The organism is Dactylosporangium cerinum (assembly GCF_042653625.1).
Classification (GTDB): domain Bacteria; phylum Actinomycetota; class Actinomycetes; order Mycobacteriales; family Micromonosporaceae; genus Dactylosporangium; species Dactylosporangium cerinum.
This window is the reverse complement of sequence record NZ_JBHSIU010000019.1, coordinates 426,786-446,788: the sequence shown is the minus strand read 5'-3', so window position 1 is coordinate 446,788 and position 20,003 is coordinate 426,786. Positions and strand designations below refer to the sequence as shown.

Genomic DNA, 20,003 nt, shown 5'->3' with positions numbered 1-20,003 from the left:
CCGGCGGCATGATGGTCCCCATGCGGGGCGATGGGGAGCAGGACACGGCGGCACCGGCACCGGCGGCCCCGGCTGCGACCCCGGCCGCCCAGGCGGCGGCCCCGGCACCGCCCGGCAGCGGGATCCTCGGCTGGGTCGACGCCCTGCGGGGGCTGCTCGACCGCCCCCTCGCGTCCTACTACCTGTTGCTGTCCAGCGTCGGGCTGCTGGTCTTCATCGGCCTGGTGATGGTGTTCTCGGTCACCGGCGTCGACAACTACGCCGCCACGGGCAGCCCGTTCGGCTCGGTGCTCAAGCAGACGATCTTCGCCGTCGTCGGTCTCGTCGCGTTCTGGGTCTGCCAGCGGCTGCCGGTGCGCACGTTCCGCGCCGTGGCCGCGCCGCTGCTCATCGCCGCGTTCGTGCTCATGGGCTTCGTCGATCTCATGGGCTGGCTGTCGGCCAGCCGCACCCCGCCGGGGGAGAAGACGCAGTGGATCCACCTCGGGCCGATCTGGGCCGAGGACCTGTGGCTGCACCTCGGCGGCGTCCAGATCCAGCCGGCCGAGCTGGCGAAGGTCGCCCTCGTCGTCTGGGGCGCCGACCTGCTGGTGCGCAAGGGCCGCACGATCCTGTCGTGGCGGGAGCTGTTCATGCCGCTGCTGCCGGTGACGGTCGTGCTGCTGCTGCTCGTCGGGTACAACGACCTCGGCTCGATGATCTGCCTCGTGGTCCTGTTCACCGGGCTGCTGTGGGCGGCCGGGGCGCGGCTGCCGGTCTTCGGCTGGCTGGGTGGCCTCGTGGCCACCGGCGTGCTCGCACTGATCCTGCTGCCGGCCGAGAAGGACTACCGGCTGGCCCGGATCAAGGTCTTCTTCGACCCGTCCATCGACCCCAACGCCGAGGACGGGCGGTACCAGTACCTGCGCGGGCTCTGGGCGATCGGCAACGGCGGCTGGTTCGGCGTCGGGCTCGGCGAGAGCCAGCTCAAGTGGGGCCGGCTGCCCAACGCGCACAACGACTTCATCTTCGCCATCCTCGCCGAGGAACTCGGCGTGGTCGGCTGCCTCGTCGTCCTGGTGCTGTTCGGCATGCTCACCTACACCGGCCTGCGGATCGCCCGCCGGGTCGAGGACCCGTTCCGTCGGCTCGTCGCCGCCGCGATCACCATCTGGTTCGTCGGGCAGGCGATCATCAACATCGGCGGCGTCGTCGGTCTCATGCCGATCACCGGCCTGCCCCTGCCGTTCATCTCCGACGGCGGCAGCGCCCTGGTCGTGGCCCTCGGCGCGGCCGGGATGCTCAGCTCCGCGGCCCGCGCCGAGCCCGACTGCGCCAGAGCCATGCACGCCCGTCCGCCGCGAAAGTGGGTGCGACTACTCTGGGCGCCGTTGCCACCGCTGCCGCGCGCACGCTCGGAGAGCGACGGCGACGTCCCCTCGACACGCGCGACGGGTCGTCCCCTGGTGCCTGACGGCAGCAGCCGAGGGCGGACCCGCGGAAGGAGCTCCTGATGGCAGCGCTGCGCTCCGTGGTGCTGGCCGGCGGAGGCACCGGCGGGCACATCTACCCGCTGCTCGCCTTCGCCGACTGCCTCCGCCGGCACGACCCCGGCCTGCGGATCACCTGTATCGGTTCGGAGCGCGGGATGGAGGGTGAGATCATCCCGCAGCGCGGCTATGACCTGCGCACCGTCCCGGCCTTCCAGCTGCCCAGGTCGGTGAACATGAACCTGGTCCGCACCCCGGACCGGATGTACAAGTCCGCGAAGGCCACCCGCGAGATCCTCGACGAGGTCGAGGCGGACGCGGTGGTCGGCTTCGGCGGCTACGTGTCGGTCCCGGCCTACATCGCCGCCTGGCGGCGCAAGACGCCGACGATCATCCACGAGGTCAACGTCCCGGTCGGCGTGGCCAACAAGATGGGCATGCGCTTCACCAAGCACATCGTGCTCGGCTTCCCCCACCAGGCGCAGCAGATCCCGTCCGTGGCGCACGCCGAGGTGGTCGGGGTGCCGCTGCGGCAGAGCATCGCCACCCTCGACCGGGCCGCGCTGCGGGAGCGGGCCCGCGCGCACTTCGGCCTCGACCCGCACCTGCCGACGCTGTTCGTCTTCGGCGCGTCGGCCGGCGCCCGGTCGATCAACCTGGCGGTCTCCGGCGCGGCGAAGCAGATCACCGGGTCCGGGGTGCAGGTGCTGCACATCATCGGCGCCCGCAACGACGACGTCGAGGTGCCCAGCGGGCTGCCCGCGCCGTACGTGAAGGTCAAGTTCCTGTCGGAGATGGAGCTCGGATACGCGGCCGGCGACCTGGCGTTGTGCCGAGGTGGCGCGATGACCTGCGCCGAGACCGCCGCGGTCGGGATGCCGGCGATCTACGTGCCGCTGCCGTGGGGCAACGGCGAGCAGCGCCGCAACGCGCTGCCGGTGGTCGAGGCGGGCGGCGGCCTGATCGTCGAGGACGGCGACCTGTCCCCGCAGTGGGTCACCGACACCGTGGTGCCCCTCGTCCGCGACGGTGCGCGCCTGGCCGGCATGAGCCGGGCCGCCGCCGGCTACGGGCGCCGCGACGGCGACGAGGCCCTCCGTCGGTACCTGCTGAAGGTGGTCGGAGCATGAGCCAGCTCACAGCTGAGGATCTCGGGACCGTGCACCTGGTCGGGGTCGGCGGGGTCGGCATGAGCGGGCTCGCCCGGCTGCTGCTCACCCGGGGCATCCCCACGTCCGGCAGCGAGCTGCGCGAGTGGCCGCAGCTGGCGGCGCTCAAGGCGCTCGGCGGCACGATCTTCCGCGAGCACCGGCCGTCCAACCTCGACGGCGTGGACACGGTGGTCTACTCGACCGCCATCCCCAAGGACCACATCGAGCTCGTCACGGCCCGGGAGCGCGGGCTGCGGCTCATGCACCGTTCCGAGGCGCTCGCGGCGACCATGGTGGGGCGCCGCAGCGTGGCGGTCGCCGGCACCCACGGCAAGACGACGACCACGTCGATGATCACGCTGATGCTCCAGCACGCGGGCCTCGACCCGTCGTTCGTGATCGGCGGGGAGATCTCGGAGGTCGGCTCCAACGCCCACCACGGCAGCGGCGAGCTGTTCGTGGCGGAGGCCGACGAGAGCGACCGGTCGTTCCTGCTCTACAACCCGCACGTCGCGGTCGTCACCAACATCGACGCCGACCACCTCAACACCTACGGCGACCTGCAGGGCCTCGAGGACGCGTTCGTCGAGTTCTGCGCCCGGACCGAGCCCGGCGGCTTCGTGGTCACCTGCGCCGACGACCCCGGCGCCCAGCGGATGGCGGTGCGGGTCCGCGCCGCCGGCGGCGACGTCGTCACCTACGGCACCGCCCCCGACGCCGACCTGCGGCTGTCCGAGGTGCGTTCGTCCGCGCAGGGCGTGCGGTACGTGGCGCACCACGACGGCGTGCCGCTCGGCGAGGTGTACCTGCCGGTCCCCGGCGCCCACCTCGGCCTCAACTCGGCCGGCGCGCTGCTCACCGCCCTGCGGCTGGGCATCTCCGCGGAGTCGGCGATCGAGGCCCTGGCCACGTTCCCCGGCGTGCGGCGGCGCTTCGAGTTCAAGGGCACCGAGGCCGGGGTGCGGATCTACGACGAGTACGCGTACCACCCGGTCCCGATCGACGCGGCGATGCGCACGCTGCGCGAGGTGGCCGCGGGCGGCCGGCTGATCGTGGTGTTCCAGCCGTACCGGATGTACCGCACCCGCGACTTCCAGGCCGAGATCGCCGCGGCGCTGTCCCTGGGCGACGAGGCGATCATCATGGAGGTCTTCGGCCCCGGCGAGGTCCGGGAGCCGGGGGAGGGCGGCGTCGCGCTGACCGCGGCCGTCGACCTGCCCGAGGACCGCAAGGTGTTCGTGCCGTCGTGGGAGGACGTGCCCGGCGAGGTCGTCGCCCGCGTCCAGGAGGGTGACGTCGTCGTCACGATGGGCGCGCCGCCGATCTCCCTGATGGGCGACGAGCTCCTCGCCGCGCTCAAGGACGCCGGCGCCGGCTACGTCGGCCGGCACAACCGGCCCGAGGAGGACTGAGGCGCCCTTGACCCCCACGCGCGGCTGGCGGCTCGTCCTCGCGCCCCGCTCCGCGCCCGCCGGCTCCTCGCAGCGGCGGTTCGCGAAGCGGGCCCGGCAGCACCGGCTGCGCGTGCTGCTGTCGTGGCTGGTCGGGCTGGGGGTCGTCGGGCTGCTCGGCGGGGTCGTCGCCATCGTGTACGCCACGCCGGCGCTCGGGGTCCACGGGATCCGGGTGACCGGCGTGTCGGCGCTCACCGCCCAGGACGTCCGGTCTGCCGCCGCGGTCCCGGCCGGCACCCCGCTCGCGCGGCTCGACCTGGGCGCCGTCGAGCGGCGGGTGCGCTCGCTGCCGCCGGTGCGCACCGTGACCGCGTCGAAGGACTACCCGCGCACCCTGGTGCTCGCCGTCCATGAGCGGACCGCGATCGCCGCGGTGCCGCGGGCGCTCGGCTTCACCCTCCTGGACGCCGGCGGCGTGGCGTACCTGCCGGTCGGCTCGGCGCCGGCGGGGCTGCCCGTGCTGCGCCTCGCCGCGCCCGGGCCCGGCGACGCCGCGACGAAGGCCGCGCTGATCGTCCTGGCGGCGCTGCCGGCGTGGCTGCGGGACACCATGACGGCCCTCGTCGCCGACGCGCCGACCCGCATCCGGCTCGAGCTCACCGAGTCCCGCGTCGTCGTCTGGGGCGACGCGGCCGACAACGAAGCGAAGATCCGGGTGCTGCAGTTCACGAAGATCGAACCCGGCAAGACCCTCGACGTGAGCGCGCCCGGGGTGGTGCTGGAGCGATGAGCGGCCGCGTCGACGTGCCGTACGTGGGTGACGAACGGTCGCTGCTGCTCGGCTGGCTCGACTGGCACCGCGAGACCGTGCACGTGAAGTGCGCGGGGCTGGCCGAGTCGTCGGCGTGGCGCACGCCGCTGCCGACGCCGTCGCTGACCAGTGCGGCCGGGCTGGTGTCGCATCTCACGGCCGTCGAGTCGTACTGGTTCGAGGAGATCGTCGCGGGACTCGCCGTGCCGGCGCAGTGGACCGCGGAGGATCCGGACCTGGAGTGGCGCCGCCGCCCGGGCGCGACGCTCGTCGGTCAGCTTGCCGCCTACCGTCGCCAGTGCGACCGTTCGCGGGCGCTGCTGGCCGATGTTGATCTTGGTTCGGTGTGCCTGGGGCGGCGGCACGGGGCCGAGGTGTCGGTCCGCTGGGTGCTTCTGCACATGATCGAGGAGACCGCCCGTCACAACGGGCACCTCGACGCCGTTAGGGAATTGGTCGACGGCATCGTGGGCGAATAGCCGACACGCCGGGCGGCGGTCCTTGGATCGCGACAGTCGGGCCCTTACCTTGCGATAAGGCATTAGTTGACATAACTATAAGCCTCTAGTAAAGGGTGAGGGTTTGCGGGACCCGCATCCAGTGCGTCTGCATGGCGGACGCCGCCCGTCGCGGGGTCGGGCTTCACCAGTTCGACGGCTCCGGGAAGGATCGGCGCTCGCCAACCTCGAAAGGAAAGGCAGTCCGATGACACATCCGCACAACTATCTCGCGGTCATCAAGGTCGTCGGCATCGGCGGCGGCGGGGTCAACGCCGTCAATCGCATGATCGAGGTTGGCCTCAAGGGCGTCGAGTTCATCGCGATCAACACCGACGCCCAGGCCCTGCTGATGAGCGACGCCGACGTCAAGCTCGACGTCGGCCGGGAACTGACCCGGGGGCTCGGCGCGGGCGCCAACCCCGACGTGGGCAAGAACGCCGCCGAGGACCACCGTGACGAGATCGAAGAGGTGCTCAAGGGTGCCGACATGGTCTTCGTCACGTGCGGCGAGGGCGGCGGCACGGGCACCGGCGGCGCGCCGGTGGTGGCGAACATCGCGCGGAAGCTCGGCGCGCTGACGATCGGCGTGGTCACCCGGCCGTTCTCCTTCGAGGGCAAGCGCCGCCAGGTCCAGGCCGAGGCGGGGATCGAGGAGCTGCGCAACCAGTGCGACACGCTCATCGTCATCCCCAACGACCGGCTCCTGGCGCTCGGCGACCGCGGCATCTCGATGATGGACGCCTTCCGGCAGGCCGACCAGGTGCTGCTGTCCGGTGTCCAGGGCATCACCGACCTGATCACCACGCCCGGCCTGATCAACCTCGACTTCGCCGACGTCAAGAGCGTCATGAGCGGGGCCGGGAGCGCTCTCATGGGCATCGGCAGCGCCCGCGGCGACAACCGTGCCGTGGAGGCAGCCGAGTCGGCGATCTCCAGCCCGCTGCTGGAGCAGAGCATGGACGGCGCGCGTGGCGTGCTGCTGTCCATCGCCGGTGGCTCCGACCTCGGCCTGTTCGAGATCAACGACGCGGCACAGCTGGTCACCGACGCGGCCCACCCCGACGCCAACATCATCTTCGGCGCGGTCATCGACGACGCGCTCGGCGACGAGGTCCGCGTCACGGTGATCGCGGCCGGGTTCGACGGCGGCGCGCCGGCCTACCGGCCGGTCGAGGCCCGCCCGCCGCGCTCGCACCACCAGCCGAAGGAGCCGGCGCCGGTCGAGCGCCAGGCACCGCCGCCGCCCCGGCGGGTGCTGTTCGACGACGTCGACGTGCCGGACTTCCTCAAGAACGGCGCCTGAAAGAATCGGGTGGGTCCCTCGGGACCCACCCGGTTTCGTTTCGGCTCTTGTTCGGAGGACCCACATGCTCGTGTTCGGAGGACCCACGTGAGCGACGCACGGACCGAGGAGATCGGGCGCAACCTCGCCGCGGTCCGGGAGCGGATCGCCGCGGCCTGCAAGGCTGCTTCCAGGGACCCCGCCGAGGTGAGCCTGATCGCGGTCACCAAGACGTACCCCGCCGCCGACGTGGCCCGGCTGGCGTCACTGGGGGTCCTGGACGTGGGGGAGAACCGGGATCAGGAGGCCGCCCCCAAGGCCGCTGCCGCGCCCGCGGACCTGCGCTGGCACTTCATCGGGCAGTTGCAGCGCAACAAGGCCCGCTCCGTGGTCTCCTACGCCTCGGTGGTGCACTCGGTGGACAGCCTGCGGCTGGTGGACGCCCTCGTGGACGCCGCGGTCCGGGCCGAACGCGAGACCCCGCTCGGCGCGCTCGTCCAGGTGAGCCTCGACGACGACGAACATCGCGGCGGTGCAGTCACCGGAATTATCGAACATATGGCCGAATCAATCGCCGCCAGCCCCGTTCTGACACTCAAAGGTGTGATGGCGGTCGCGCCACTGGGGTGGGAACCGGACGCGGCATTCGCGCGACTCGCCGACGTATCCGCGCGGTTGCGCGTCGCCTTTCCAGGCGCGGACTGGATTTCCGCGGGCATGAGCGACGACCTCGAATCGGCGATTTCACACGGCTCGACACATGTCCGTGTCGGTAGCGCATTGCTCGGAAATCGACCCCCGCTGGGGTAGCCTGGCCGCGGGAACGGAAAAACTACACGGGTGTGGTTCTGCGCCGGCGGGGCGGTGCAACACCATGTGATCGGTGGCACCGGCAACGGGGGGAAGTGCCGCATGGCGGTGGACGGAGGAGCGCGCATGGGTGCTCTGCGCAGGGCGGGCGTATGGCTCGGACTCGTCGAGGACGAAGACGAACGGGGATACGACGACCGTCACTACCGGGGTTACGGCGACGACTTCGCCGACGACGACGACGACGTCGACGAAGTGCCGGCGCCGCGTGCCCGCATGACGTCCGACCGCCTCTCCGGGTCGGACCGGCTGGCCGACCGGCTCGCGAGCTCCGAGCGGCTGTCCGACCGCCTCGCCGGGTCGGAGCGGTTGTCCGATCGGCTCGCCGGGTCGGAGCGGCTCACCGCGTCCGAGCGCCTGGCGGCCTCGGAGCGCCTGACGGCATCCGAGCGGCTGTCGGCGGCGGAGCGGGACGCGACCGCGAGCCGCAGCACCGTGCGCTCGATCACCCGGCCCACGACCGTCAGCTACCCGACACGGGACAACCTGGCGCTGGCGCCGCAGCCGTCGACGAGGGAGCGGCCCGTGGTCGAGGAAGACGCCGAGGACCGTCGTTACGCCATCACCACGCTGCACCCGACCACGTATAACGAGGCCCGCACCATCGGCGAGCACTTCCGTGACGGCCACCCGGTGATCATGAACCTCACCGAAATGGACGAGGCGGACGCGAAGCGACTGGTCGACTTTGCGGCAGGACTCGTATTCGGCCTGCGTGGTAACTTCGAGCGGGTGACCAACCGAGTCTTCCTGCTCTCTCCGGCAAATGTCCAGGTCACCGCTGAGGACAAAGCTAAGATCGCCGAGGGCGGGTTCTTCAACCAGAACTGATGCGAGGACTCAACGGCCGTGGTGTCCATCACCCTGCAGATCGTGCATCTGCTGCTCTACCTGTTCTTGGTGGTGCTCCTCGCGCGCTTTGTGATGGGCTACGTCATGCAGTTCGGCCGCCGCTGGCAACCGGGCCGGGGTGCCGCGGCAGCGCTCGAAGTGGTGTGGAGCGTCACCGATCCGCCGCTCAAAGCGTTGAGGCGGGTGATCCGTCCGCTGCGTATTGGTACCGTGGCCGTGGACCTGTCTTCGCTTGTGCTGCTGGTTATCCTGTTCGTGCTGATGAACGTCGTGGTAAGGCAACTGATCGAGGTGTTCTCGTGACTCGCCCCGATCGGCGGCCACGCGGCCGCAACTGACCCGAGGAGTTTCGATGCCGCTGACCCCGGCCGACGTCCACAACGTCGCCTTCAAGAAGCCCCCCATCGGTAAACGGGGCTACGACGAGGAGGAGGTCGACGCCTTCCTCGACGAGGTCGAGCGCGAGCTCGCCCGGCTGATCGAGGAGAACAACGAGCTGCGTGCGCAGCTCGAACGCGGTGGTGGCGGTCGTGCCCCCGCCGGTCCCGGCGGCGGCGGTGACCCGCGCCTGGCCTCGGAGCTCGCCGACCTCAAGACGCAGTTCGAGCGTGTCCAGCGGGAGAAGCAGTCCGCCGAGCAGGCCGCCCGCGGCATGCAGCAGGAGCTGGACCAGATCCGCTCCCAGGGCGGGCCGGTCGGCGGCGACGGCGAGCAGCAGGCGCTCCGCGTCCTGATGATGGCCCAGCGCACCGCCGACGACCACGTGTCCGACGCCCGCCGCGAGGCCGACAAGCTGCTGTCCGAGGCCCGCACCAAGGCCGAGGAGGTCACCCGCGACGCGCGGGCGAAGGCCGACGCGCTCGAGCGCGACGCCCGCCAGCGCCACCAGGAGGCGATGGGCGGTCTCGACGCCAAGCGCACCGCGCTGCAGAAGCACATCGAGGAGCTCAAGCAGTTCGAGCGGGAGTACCGCACCCGCCTGAAGGCCTACCTGGAGAGCCAGCTGCGCGACCTGACCGGCCGCGAGCAGAGCCTGGAGGCCGAGATGGCCGCCCGCAACGAGGGCGCGACCCGCGCCGCCGCCGGCGGTGCCGGCCTCGCCACGGCAGGTCTGTCCAGCGGCTACGAGGGTGCCGGACGCTGACCCCGTCCAGCAGGTGACCAGCACAGAGCACTGATCCGACACGCCGGTCAATGCGACACGCGGCGCCCCAGCCGATTTCGGCTGGGGCGCCGGTCGCTATCCGGCGTCTCGTTCGTTGTACGGGCGAAAGACAACACTCGCCCGGGTATGTGTGCACCATGTGCCTGGATCGCAATGCGGAGGGGTAGGCCGTGATCGTCGGAAGTCTGCTGCTGATCGTCGTGGCCGTGGGCCTGCTCGTGGTGGGCCTGCTGCAAGGTGCCGACGCCCTGCTGGTGGCGTCGATCGGGGCGAGCCTCCTCGCAGCGGTCGCACTCATCGTCGGTGGGCGCCAGGCCGCTGCCGCCCGGTCGGCGCGGGCCGGCCGCATCGGCCGCCAGGTGCCCTCGGACGAGCGTTACGACCCGTTCGAGTCGCGCCTGGACGGTGACGGCGGCGTGGCGCGGGAGACCCGCCAGCCGGTCGGCGCCGGTGCCCGCTCCACCGCCGGTGGCGGCACCACCTACGGCCGTGGCGGTGCGACCCGCCTGGGCGGCAGCGCCCGCTCGGACGCCAACCTCCCGCCGGTCGACGAGACCGCGATGATGCCGCCCGTGCGCGACCAGCCCGGGGACGAGCGCGCCACGCCGCAGCAGCCGGAGGTGCCCCCGTTCGAGGAGTACCCGTCGGCGGCCGCCGGTGAGTGGTCCGTCGACGGCGACGACTACGACGACGAGGACCCGGAGGACGAGCCGCCGATCCAGCCGTCGTCGGCCGCCGACATCGCCCGCGTCTCCACGATGACCGACGAGGTGCTGGTCATCGACGGTCGTCCCCGCTACCACGTGCGCGGCTGCGTGCACCTGCTCGGCCGGGAGAGCGAGCCGCTGCCGATCGGCGAGGCGGTCGAGCTCGGCTTCACCCCGTGCAGCGTCTGCGAGCCCAACGACGCGGTCCTCGCCGGTCGCGCCTGACGCTCGCGCCTCCGCCTTGCCGGTCGCGCCTGACGCCTGCCTCCGACTGAGGGCGATGCCCGGCACGACGCGAGTCCTCCCCGGTCACGCCTGGCGCCCGCCTCCGATCAAGGGCGATTGCCCCGGCACGACGCGGGTCCTCCCCGGTCACGCTTGGCGCTCGCGTCCGACTGGGGGCGATTGGTCCGGCACGACGCGGTCCTTGCCGGTCACGCCCTCCGATCGAGGGCGACTGCCCGGGACCGATAAGCCTTCAGACGATCGTCCGGACGGGCAGGCACCTTCGGCGGCACACGTCGGGCGGCGGCATCCGGTTTCATCACCGTAGCAACCGCCGCCTAATCGATCTCCAATGGCGTCACGGCGCGGGCACCGAGCGTAGTCAAGGTGGGCCATGCATCGCCGGAGGCGAAAGTCTGGTCGGTTGCCGCCGAAGGCCTGCCGGTCCGGGCGATCGCCCTCGATCGGGTGAACCTTCACAATGAACCATGCCCACCATCGCGATCCGCGTCAAGCCGGGTGCCTCGCGCACCGCGGTCGGCGGTAGCCACGCCGGCCCCTACGGCCCCGCGCTGATCGTCGCGGTCGGTGCCCGGCCGGTCGACGGTCAGGCAACCGAGGCCGCGTTGCGGGCGCTCGCCGGCGCGCTGCGGCTGCGGCCGTCGGCGCTGCGGCTCAAGGCCGGCGCCGCCAGCCGCGACAAGCTGGTCGAGCTGCCCTCGGGACACGACGCCGCCATCGCCGCGTTGATGGACCCTGCCCGTTGAGTCACGAGTTCAACCTGGCGCTGCTGATCGGTGCGGCGGTGCTGCTGGTCTGCGTGGGCGCGGTGCGCCTGTCCGTCCGCCTCGGCCTGCCCAGCCTGCTGGTCTATCTGCTGCTCGGCGTCGTGATCGGCGAGGCGGGTCTCGGCATCGAGTTCGAGAACGCGGAGCTCACCCGCACCCTCGGCATCTGCGCGCTCGTGGTGATCATCGCCGAGGGTGGCCTGACGGCGCGCTGGTCGACGCTGCGCCCGGTGCTCGGCCCGGCCGTGGTGCTGTCGACCGTGGGCGTGGCGGTCAGTGTGACCGTCGTCGGCGTGATCACCCACTACGCGCTCGGCGTGGGCTGGCAGCAGGCGCTGCTGTACGGGGCGGTGCTTTCCTCGACCGACGCCGCCGCGGTGTTCTCCACGCTGCGCCGGATGCCGGTGCGGCCGCGGCTGGCCGCGATCCTCGAGGCCGAGTCCGGCATCAACGACGCCCCAGTGGTGATCCTCGTCGTGCTGCTGTCGCTGCCGGAGGGCAGCCACGACCCGTGGTGGCAGCAGCTGGGCCTGGTCGGCTACGAGCTCGCCGCCGGCGCCGTGATCGGGCTCGTCGTCGGACTCGGCGGCGCGTGGGCGCTGCGCCGGGCCGCGCTGCCGTCCGCCGGCCTGTACCCCCTCGCGGCGGTCGGGCTCACGGTGCTGGCGTACGCGGTCGGCTCGGTCGCGCACGCCTCGGGCTTCCTCGCCGTGTACGTCACCGGCGTGGTCCTCGGCAACGCGCACCTGCCGCACCGGCGGGCCATGCTCGGCTTCGCCGACGGGCTCGCCTGGCTCGCCCAGATCGGCCTGTTCGTGCTGCTCGGCCTGCTCGCCTCACCCAGCCAGCTGGGTAAGGCGGTGGTGCCGGCCCTGGTCGTCGGGCTGGTCCTGATCCTCCTCGCCCGGCCGCTGTCGGTGCTGGTCAGCGTCACCCCGTTCCGGTTCGGCTGGCGCGACCAGGCGTTCCTGTCCTGGGCGGGGCTGCGCGGCGCGGTCCCGGTCGTGCTCGCCACGATCCCGCTGTCGGCCGGACTGCCCGGCGCGCAGACCCTGTTCAACGTGGTGTTCGTGCTGGTGGTGGTGTACACGGCGGTGCAGGGGGTGACTCTGCCACCGGTCGCCAAGCGTCTTGGCGTGACCGCGCCCGGCGAGACCACCGACCTGCAGGTCGAGTCGGCGCCCCTCGAACGGATGGGCGCGGACCTCCTGCAACTGGAGGTCCCGGCCGGCTCGAAGCTCAACGGCGTGCACGTGGACGAGCTACGATTGCCTGTCGGCGCGGTCGTGACACTGGTGCTTCGCGACGGCGGCGCGTTCGTTCCAGAGCCCCAGACACGGTTGAAGACCCGGGACAGTCTGCTGATCGTGGCCACGGAGCAGGTGCGAGACGCGGCGGAACGCCGGCTGCGGGCGGTGAGCAGGCGAGGAAGACTTGCCCGCTGGTTTGCCGAACATGGCGAGGATCGGCGCCAATAACTGATCCAATTGGTCGGAATGCGTGTGGCATGTTTGTCGGACGCGTGTACATTCCGTATTCTTGCCAGCCACTGGAGTGCGCGACGGCGCGTCGCGCGCCCATTTTGCATCTGGGGGAGCCATGGCCGAGCGAGCGGGTGGCATGCCGAAAGGCACGTCCGCGAGCACCGCCGGGCAGGATGACGCCGCTGATGTGACGCGAGTGACCACTGTGACAACAGCACAGAAACGCGGCACTCGGCAAGCGGCGGCTCGGGGGAGCAGCAACATGACCACGTCGGCGCAGAGCAAGCGCGGCAACACTGGGGGGCTTGCGGACGACGCGGGCGGCTCAGGCACCACATCCAACACGTCGCCGATCGCCGCTCGTGCGGCCAAGGGAGCCACGATGGCCAAGACCGCCGAACCGAAGACCGCCGCCGCCAAGGCGGCCGTCGCGAAGGCCGCCCGTGGCACGCGCACCGCCGCGGAGACCGAGAAGATCCGGGTGGCGTTGATCGAGCGGCGCGACGAGCTCAAGGCGGAGCACGACCAGACCCTGGTCGAGATCGCCGAGCTCCAGCAGCACCGTCTCACCGACTCCGCCGGCGACGACCAGGCCGACACCGGCACCAAGACGTTCGAGCGCGAGCAGGAGATCACCCTCGCCAACAACATCCTGGAGCGGGTCAACCAGGTCGAGCGCGCCCTCGAGCGGCTCGACGAGGGCGGCTACGGCTGGTGTGAGAAGTGCGGCAACGCGATCCCCGTCGAGCGGCTGGCCGCGTTCCCGTCCGCTACGCTCTGCGTCACCTGTAAGCAGTTGGAGGAGCGACGCTGACCACCCAGGACGACATCACCACGACCACCCCTCGCGGCAACCGGCGCAGAGCCTGGGGGCTCTTCGCCATCGTCGGGGTCCTGGTGATCGGCATCGACCTCGCGGTGAAGGAGTGGACCACCTCCGTCATCGCCCACGGCGAGCCGGTAAAAGTGCTCGGCGGCCTGATCTACGTGATCTACGCGCGGAACAGCGGCGCCGCGTTCAGCATGTTCAGCGACCTGACGTGGGTCTTCCCGATCATCGCCACCGCGGTCATCGGGTGGCTCCTCGTCATGCTCCGCACGACGGTGTCGGTGCCGTGGGCGATCGCCCTCGGCCTCGTCTTCGGCGGCGCCGCGGGCAACCTCGGCGACCGGATCTTCCGGGCGCCGAAGCCGTTCCACGGGCACGTGGTGGACATGTTCAGCTTCCTCGACGACCACGCCGGGCACTTCCCGGTGTTCAACATCGCCGACTCGGCGCTCACCGTCGGCGTGGCCCTCGCGATCCTGCTGGAGTTCACCGGCCGGCGCCGCGACGGTCTGCGCGCCACGGGGAAGGACACCGCCCCGGATGCGTGAGACCCGATCGATGCCGGTCCCCGACGGCCTCGACGGCACCCGGCTCGACCAGGCGCTGACGCGGCTGTTCGGCTTCAGCCGGACCGTCGCCGCCGGCCTGGTCGAGGCCGGCGACGTGGCCGTGGACGGGCAGGTCCGCGCCAAGTCGGACAAGGTCGCCGCCGGTGCCTGGCTCGAGGTCACCCTGCCCGCGCCGCCGTCCGCGGTCGTCATCGAGGCGACCCCGGTCGACGGCCTGCGCATCGTGCACAGCGACGACGACATCGTCGTGGTCGACAAGCCGGTCGGCGTGGCCGCGCACCCCAGCCCGGGCTGGACCGGCACCACCGTCATCGGTGGCCTCGCCGCGATGGGGATCACCGTCGCCACCAGCGGCGCCGCCGAACGCCAGGGTGTCGTGCACCGGCTCGACGTCGGCACCACCGGTCTCATGGTCGTCGCGAAGAGCGAGCTGGCGTACTCGGCCCTGAAGCGCGCGTTCAAGGAACGCGAGGTCGAGAAGCGCTACCACGCGGTCGTCCAGGGACACCCGGACCCGCTGCGGGGCACGATCGACGCCCCGATCGACCGGCACCCCGGCCACGACTACAAGTTTGCGGTCGTCTCCGGCGGCCGGCCCAGCGTCACCCACTACGACACGATCGAGGCGTTCCCCTCCGCGAGCCTGCTCGACGTCAAGCTGGAGACCGGCCGGACCCACCAGATCCGGGTGCACTTCTCCGCGCTGCGGCACCCGTGCGTCGGCGACGTCACCTACGGCGCGGACCCGACGCTGTCGGCGCGGCTGAAGCTGTCCAGGCAGTGGCTGCACGCCCGGGAGCTGGGTTTCATCCACCCGCGCCAGGGCGAGTACGTCTCGTTCGTCAGCGAGTACCCGTCGGATCTGGCGCAGGCCCTCGACATGCTCGCTGCCTGACCGCTGCCTTCCGTAAGCGGCGGTCAGGCCTCAGCCAAGGGTCACACCAGCGTCACACCAGCGTCACACCAGGGTCACGTCGTCGGCGTAGATCGCGCCCTGGCCGTACCAACCGTGCAGCCAGATCTTGATCGAGGTCGAGCTACCGGTGTTCACCGTGACGGTGAGCTTCGTCCACGTCGAGCCGCCGGGTGTCCAGGTGCTGACGTCACCCGTGCCGGTGGTCGCGCCCAGGAACGCGTAGTTGCCCTGGACCCAGGCGCTCAGGGTGTACGTGCGGTTCGCCGACACCCCGACGGTCTGCGAACACTGTGCGGTGTCCGAACTGGACGCCGCGGCCTTGAGTGCTTTCGTGCCGCCGTGCACGGGGGCGCCGACGACGCTGCCGCTGCCCTGCGAGCAGGTCCACGGGGACAGGGCGCCGGTCTCGAAGCCGCCGTTCACCAGCCCACCTTGCGGCGGGGTGCTGGGGCTGGTGCTGGTGCTCGGGCTGGTGCTCGGTGTCCTGCTGGGCGATGGGCTCGTCGTCCCGCCGCCGCTGGTGAACGGGTTGAAGATGTGCGAGAACTGCCAGGTCGACTGCTGGATGCCGGAGCAGTTGTCGGCCGCCGCGCCGCCGGGGCAGCCGCCGTTGTCGCGCTGCAGCGCCCAGAACGACAGCGCCGCGATGCCCTGCTGGGTGGCCCAGTTGAGCACGGTGGTCGCGTCGGCGATGGTGAACGTCTCGGCGGGGCCGAAGTCGTCGACGCCGATCATCTCGGTGACGCCGATCATGGCCCACCGCTGCGCCGCCGTCTTGGCCGGCCACAGCTGCCCGAGCTGCGTGTGCAGGCCGTTGGAGGCGGTGATCGTGTCCTGGGCCATCTGGTGCGGCTGGTTGTCGTAGTAGTCGAACGTCATCTGGTTGACGAAGTCGATCCTGGCGTTGTTGGTGACCGCGTTGCGCAGCACCGCCAGGCCGCTGGGGGCGAGCCCGGTGGTGGTGGTCGGCAGCGTGTACTGGAACTGCACGGTGCGGCCGTTGGCGGCGGCCCAGTCCTCGGTCAGCTTGATCGCCTTGTTGCGCCGGTCGATGCCCGCGGTGTTGGTCAGCGAGTTGTCCTCGATGTCCAGGTCGATGCGGGTGACGTCATACGTGGTGATCACCTTCTGGAACTGCGCGGCGATCTGGTTCACGTCGGTGCAGCTGTCGGCGATCTCGGTGCCGCCGTTGTCGGCCGCGTACCCGCCGAAGCTCGGGATGACGTCGCCGCCGCGGGCACGGATCGCGGCGATGTCGGCGCCGAACGTGCCCGACGCGATCGGCATGGAGGTGTCGCCGTTGAAGTAGACCGTGCACGAGCCGCGGGTCGCGGTCTGGACGAAGGCCAGGGTCAGGTGCTTGACCCCGGACTGCTGGGACAGCCCGTTGAGGCTGTCGCCGTTGTACGCCTCGAAGTACGGGGCGAAGACGTGGGCGGGGAGCGTGGTGGCCGCCTGGGCGGGGGCGGTGACCACGAGCGCGACGGCGGCGCCGAGCGCGGCTGCGGCACCGAGGGCGGTCGCGATGGCGGGAGCTCTCACGAGGACACCTTTCTATTAGGAAACCTTACTGATAGATAGTCTTCACTGGGAACCCTGTCAAGACCCGTGCAACTTGCCTGTGCGACGCTCGAAGCGCGATGAACTTCTTCCAGCGGCTCGACCAGCGGCTGCTCCCCGCAGCTGGCAATGTCCTCACCCGGCTCTTCCGGGGAGCGGTGCGGCTGCGCGTCTTCACTGCCGTGATCGCGGTGGTCGCGGTCACAGCGACCCTCCTGGTCGTGCACGGCGCCCAGCAGCACCAGCGCAGCGACCCCTCACTGGGCGACGTGCTGCGCGTCGGCGTCGACGAGGGTGGCTCGATCCCGGTGTACGTGCAGCGCGCCGCCGACGAGCTCACCGCCCTTTCGGGTGAACAGTCCGTGTATGCACTGGTCTCGTTCACCGCCTATCTCGGCCCCGATCGGCTGACCCCGGTGCTGTCCGGTGTCGCGCTGTCCAGCGTCTTCGCCCGGGTGCCGCTGCCGGGCGAGCAGACGGAGCTGGTCCGCCTCGGCGCCTACGACGTGCCCTCCGATGTGATCAAGGCGATGGATGCGACCGCCGCCCGCAAGACCGAGGAGGCGGCGCACTACCGGCAGCTGCTGGACAAGGCCGCCAACCAGCCCGGCGACGTGCGGGCCGTCTACCTCGACGGGGCGATCATCGCGGACAAGGAGGCGACCGCATACCGCGAGCACTGCTCATGCGTGTACGCCGCGGTGATCTACGCGGCACCCGCGGCGCTGCGCGCCGTCGCCGCCCGGCCGGAGACCCGCGCCGTCGACCCGATCACCGACCTGCGCCGGCTCGACCGGACGGTGTTCCTGCCGCCGCTGCCCGAGCAGACCCAGCTCGCCGGGCCTGTCGCATCTTGAGGGGATATCCCGTCGGCCTGTCGGACAGTTGATGCAGGGGATGCTCGCGCAGGTGTGGTCCGAAGAGTGTTCGGTCCGTAGCCTGGGGTGCGGGTGGACGCTGCGGTGTGAGGGAGGGCCAGCGTGGCAGAGCGGGCCGATGCCAGGTGGGACAGGTCGTCGGAGCCGCCCGCCCGTTGGCGCTCGCTGCTGGACCGGGCGTTGCTCGGCCGGTCAAGCCCGAGTGATCTGGATTACGACGGAAGGTTCGAGCGCCCCAGCGCCCCATATCCGCCCGCGCGGCCCTACGATGACGAGCCAATGCATCCCAACGGTTCGCGCCCCCTCGCCGACGCCCCGCCGGTCCGTCGCGCCGACCCTTATGACACTCGTCGAGGTCCCCAGGTGGAATATCAGACCCGCCCGGCGGACCCGACCGAGCAGATGGTGCAGGTCCTGCGCCAGGAGATCCCGAAGCCGAAGGTCCTCGCCTTCGCCAACCCGAAGGGCGGGGTCCACAAGACCACCGCGACCGTGCTGACCGCCGCCACCATCGGCAGCGTCCGCGGCAAGGGCGTCATCGCCTGGGACGACAACGAGCTGCGCGGCACCCTCGGCCTGCGCGCCGGCAGTGCCCGGCACGCCCGGACCATCCGGCACCTCATCGCCGACCTCGTCCGGGTCGAGAACACCGCCGGGTATGACCTGTATGACCAGCTCGACGACTACCTGCGGCATGCGTCCGACGGGTCGTACGACGTCCTGGCAGGTGAGGAGAACCCGCGCTTCGCGCAGCGTCTCGACCCGCACACGGTGCGCCGCGTCCTGGAGCTGCTGCGCCGCACCCACGACGTGATCTGCGTCGACACCGGCAACAACGTGGAGAGCCCCAACTGGCAGACCGTCCTGCAGGCCGCGGACCAGCTGGTCGTGACCAGCGTCCCCCGGGAGGACGCGGCGTTCACCGCCGACTGGATGCTCGACCTGCTCGACGAGGCCGGCATGGACGAGCTGGTCGCCAACGCGGTGACCCTGCTGTCCTGCCCGACGCCCAACCCGACGCCGCTCATCGACGACCTGGCCGGGCACTTCCGCACCCGGACCAGGGCCGTGGTGGTCGTGCCCTATGACCCGGCCCTGGAGAGCGGCTCCAACATCGAATACACGATGCTGGCGCCCGCGACCAAGCGGGCCTGGCTGCGGGCGGCGGCCGTGATGATGGATCCCTACGCGCGCTGAAGCTCGCTGATCGCCGTGTAGAACTTTGTGGCGTGGTCGTCCACCTGCGCGACGGTGGTGGCCGGTGACATCAGGGCCATGTTGTGGAACGGGGTGAGCAGGATGCCCCGGTTCGCCAGGTAGACGTGGAGGTAGTCCTCCAGGTCGGCGTCGGCGGCCTGCGCAGACTCGGTGCCGGTGCGAGGCGCGGGGTTCACGAAGCGGTACTCGACCCGGGCGCCGAGCCTGCTGACCGACCACGGCAGCTGGTGGGCGTCGATGGCGCTCCTGACGCCGACCTCGAACCGTTGGGCGAGGGACTCCATCCGGGCGAACGCCTCGTCGGTGAGGACGTGTTCCAGGGTGGCGCGGGTGGCCGCGATCGACAGGGCGTTGCCGGCGAGGGTGCCGCCGACGCCGCCCATGTCGACCAGGTCCAGATCGTTCATCTCATCGAGCTTCTGGGCGATTTCCTGGGAAATTCCGTACGCCGCCGCTGGGATGCCGCCGCCGATCGCCTTGCCGATCGTGACCACGTCCGGCTCCAGGCCCCACCGTTTCGTGGCGCCGCCCGGGCCGGCGGAGAACGTGTGCGTCTCGTCGTTGACCAGGTACGTGCCGTACCTCCGGGTGAGCTCCCGCACGCCTTCGAGGTATCCGCGCTCGGGCAGCACGATGCCGATGTTCGTCAGCGCGGGCTCCATCAGTACCGCTGCAACATCACCGTGGGCGAGCTCTCTGGCGAGGCCCTCCAGGTCGTTGAACTCCGCGACGCGGCTGGTCAGGGTCACGTCGCAGGGGGCGCCGACGTTGCCCTCCCGGCTCTGCGGCCCCTGGTCACCGGTCACGATCAGTGACTCGTCGACGGAGCCGTGGTAGCAGTAGCTGTTGAAGAGGATCTTCGGTCTTTGTGAGATGGCGCGCAGCAGGCGGATCGCCCAGCGGTTGGCGTCCGTCGCGGTGAGCGCGAAGCTCCATTGGGCGACGCCGAACCGCCTGGTCAGCTCCTCGCCCACCCACGCGGCGTCCGGTGTCGGGAGCATGGCGCAGGCGCCGTTCGCGAACTGCTCCTGCACCGCCTGCCGGGTCGCCGGCGGCGCGTGGCCGGCCATCGCCGCCGTGTCACCCAGGCAGAAGTCCGTGTACTCGTGGCCGTCGATGTCGGTGAGCGTCGCGCCCTGGGCCTTCGCCAGGTAGAGCGGGAAGCCGGCGGCGTTCTTGTTCATCCATGTCATCGGCACGCGGCCGAACAGGTTTCCCGCCTTCGCGTACTCCTGCGCGGAGCGCGGGTTACGGTCGGCGAAGGCGGCTCGCTCGCGGCGCAGCAGTGCGCCCAGACGGTCACGGTCGATCATGCTGCGAGTCTCGCAAAGTGTC

General features: G+C 71.1%; 19 protein-coding genes and 1 pseudogene. 18 read left to right on the top strand and 2 right to left on the bottom strand.

Annotated elements, in window-relative coordinates; translation table 11 throughout:
- The first annotated feature begins 20 nt into the window (after positions 1 to 20).
- The 16 genes from ACFPIJ_RS19880 (at position 21) to ACFPIJ_RS19805 (ending at position 14,991) form a co-directional block, all read left to right on the top strand.
- Positions 21 to 1,493 (top strand): FtsW/RodA/SpoVE family cell cycle protein, encoded by a 1,473-nt coding sequence (locus ACFPIJ_RS19880; protein WP_380116635.1) that lies wholly within the window; start codon positions 21 to 23, stop codon positions 1,491 to 1,493.
- Entirely contained in the window at positions 1,493 to 2,599 is a 1,107-nt protein-coding gene (locus ACFPIJ_RS19875) for a UDP-N-acetylglucosamine--N-acetylmuramyl-(pentapeptide) pyrophosphoryl-undecaprenol N-acetylglucosamine transferase (protein WP_380116634.1), read from the top strand. Before ACFPIJ_RS19880 ends, ACFPIJ_RS19875 begins: the two co-directional genes overlap by 1 nt.
- Entirely contained in the window at positions 2,596 to 4,032 is a 1,437-nt protein-coding gene (murC, locus tag ACFPIJ_RS19870) for a UDP-N-acetylmuramate--L-alanine ligase (protein ID WP_380116633.1), read from the top strand. Before ACFPIJ_RS19875 ends, murC begins: the two co-directional genes overlap by 4 nt.
- Positions 4,033 to 4,039: 7 nt before the next feature.
- A complete protein-coding gene (locus tag ACFPIJ_RS19865) occupies positions 4,040 to 4,804 on the top strand; it encodes a cell division protein FtsQ/DivIB (RefSeq protein WP_380116632.1) in 765 nt (254 codons plus the stop codon).
- On the top strand, positions 4,801 to 5,304 hold the full coding sequence (locus ACFPIJ_RS19860; RefSeq protein ID WP_380116631.1) for a DinB family protein: 504 nt from the start codon (positions 4,801 to 4,803) through the stop codon (positions 5,302 to 5,304). The genes ACFPIJ_RS19865 and ACFPIJ_RS19860 overlap by 4 nt, the downstream gene beginning before the upstream one ends.
- A 226-nt stretch (positions 5,305 to 5,530) precedes the next feature.
- Positions 5,531 to 6,628 (top strand): cell division protein FtsZ, encoded by a 1,098-nt coding sequence (gene ftsZ / locus ACFPIJ_RS19855; RefSeq protein ID WP_033356593.1) that lies wholly within the window; start codon positions 5,531 to 5,533, stop codon positions 6,626 to 6,628.
- An 87-nt stretch (positions 6,629 to 6,715) separates the two neighbouring features.
- Complete coding sequence (locus tag ACFPIJ_RS19850) at positions 6,716 to 7,417, top strand: YggS family pyridoxal phosphate-dependent enzyme (RefSeq protein ID WP_380116630.1); 702 nt, start codon at positions 6,716 to 6,718, stop codon at positions 7,415 to 7,417.
- A 126-nt stretch (positions 7,418 to 7,543) separates the two neighbouring features.
- Positions 7,544 to 8,308 (top strand): cell division protein SepF, encoded by a 765-nt coding sequence (locus ACFPIJ_RS19845; RefSeq protein WP_380116834.1) that lies wholly within the window; start codon positions 7,544 to 7,546, stop codon positions 8,306 to 8,308.
- A gap of 18 nt (positions 8,309 to 8,326) precedes the next feature.
- The gene (locus tag ACFPIJ_RS19840; RefSeq protein ID WP_363517495.1) at positions 8,327 to 8,632 is read left to right on the top strand and encodes a YggT family protein; all 306 of its coding nucleotides are present in this window, start codon (positions 8,327 to 8,329) and stop codon (positions 8,630 to 8,632) included.
- 49 nt (positions 8,633 to 8,681) lie between these two features.
- Positions 8,682 to 9,473, top strand: coding sequence for a DivIVA domain-containing protein (locus ACFPIJ_RS19835; protein ID WP_203852887.1), 792 nt, complete (start codon positions 8,682 to 8,684; stop codon positions 9,471 to 9,473).
- A 191-nt stretch (positions 9,474 to 9,664) separates the two neighbouring features.
- Positions 9,665 to 10,426: a hypothetical protein gene (locus tag ACFPIJ_RS19830; RefSeq protein ID WP_380116629.1), complete on the top strand. Its 762-nt coding sequence runs from the start codon at positions 9,665 to 9,667 to the stop codon at positions 10,424 to 10,426.
- A 488-nt stretch (positions 10,427 to 10,914) separates the two neighbouring features.
- Complete coding sequence (locus tag ACFPIJ_RS19825) at positions 10,915 to 11,193, top strand: DUF167 domain-containing protein (protein ID WP_380116628.1); 279 nt, start codon at positions 10,915 to 10,917, stop codon at positions 11,191 to 11,193.
- Entirely contained in the window at positions 11,190 to 12,692 is a 1,503-nt protein-coding gene (locus ACFPIJ_RS19820; RefSeq protein WP_380116626.1) for a potassium/proton antiporter, read from the top strand. Before ACFPIJ_RS19825 ends, ACFPIJ_RS19820 begins: the two co-directional genes overlap by 4 nt.
- A gap of 388 nt (positions 12,693 to 13,080) precedes the next feature.
- Entirely contained in the window at positions 13,081 to 13,512 is a 432-nt protein-coding gene (locus ACFPIJ_RS19815) for a TraR/DksA family transcriptional regulator (RefSeq protein WP_380116625.1), read from the top strand.
- Entirely contained in the window at positions 13,509 to 14,075 is a 567-nt protein-coding gene (lspA, locus tag ACFPIJ_RS19810; RefSeq protein ID WP_380116833.1) for a signal peptidase II, read from the top strand. Before ACFPIJ_RS19815 ends, lspA begins: the two co-directional genes overlap by 4 nt.
- A complete protein-coding gene (locus tag ACFPIJ_RS19805) occupies positions 14,068 to 14,991 on the top strand; it encodes an RluA family pseudouridine synthase (protein ID WP_380116623.1) in 924 nt (307 codons plus the stop codon). The genes lspA and ACFPIJ_RS19805 overlap by 8 nt, the downstream gene beginning before the upstream one ends.
- Before the next feature lie 63 nt (positions 14,992 to 15,054).
- Here ACFPIJ_RS19805 and ACFPIJ_RS19800 read toward each other — a convergent pair whose 3' ends face one another.
- Positions 15,055 to 16,554 (bottom strand): glycosyl hydrolase family 18 protein, encoded by a 1,500-nt coding sequence (locus ACFPIJ_RS19800; protein ID WP_380116622.1) that lies wholly within the window; start codon positions 16,552 to 16,554, stop codon positions 15,055 to 15,057.
- A gap of 98 nt (positions 16,555 to 16,652) precedes the next feature.
- Between ACFPIJ_RS19800 and ACFPIJ_RS19795 the strand changes: the two genes are divergently transcribed.
- Positions 16,653 to 17,429, top strand: coding sequence for a hypothetical protein (locus ACFPIJ_RS19795; RefSeq protein ID WP_380116621.1), 777 nt, complete (start codon positions 16,653 to 16,655; stop codon positions 17,427 to 17,429).
- A gap of 426 nt (positions 17,430 to 17,855) precedes the next feature.
- A pseudogene (locus tag ACFPIJ_RS19790) lies at positions 17,856 to 18,647 on the top strand (MinD/ParA family ATP-binding protein); the annotation flags it as partial.
- On the opposite strand, the gene ACFPIJ_RS19785 reads toward ACFPIJ_RS19790, so the two are convergent.
- Entirely contained in the window at positions 18,635 to 19,981 is a 1,347-nt protein-coding gene (locus tag ACFPIJ_RS19785) for a transaminase (protein WP_380116620.1), read from the bottom strand. The pseudogene ACFPIJ_RS19790 and the gene ACFPIJ_RS19785 overlap by 13 nt on opposite strands.
- Between the last annotated feature and the right edge of the window lie 22 nt (positions 19,982 to 20,003).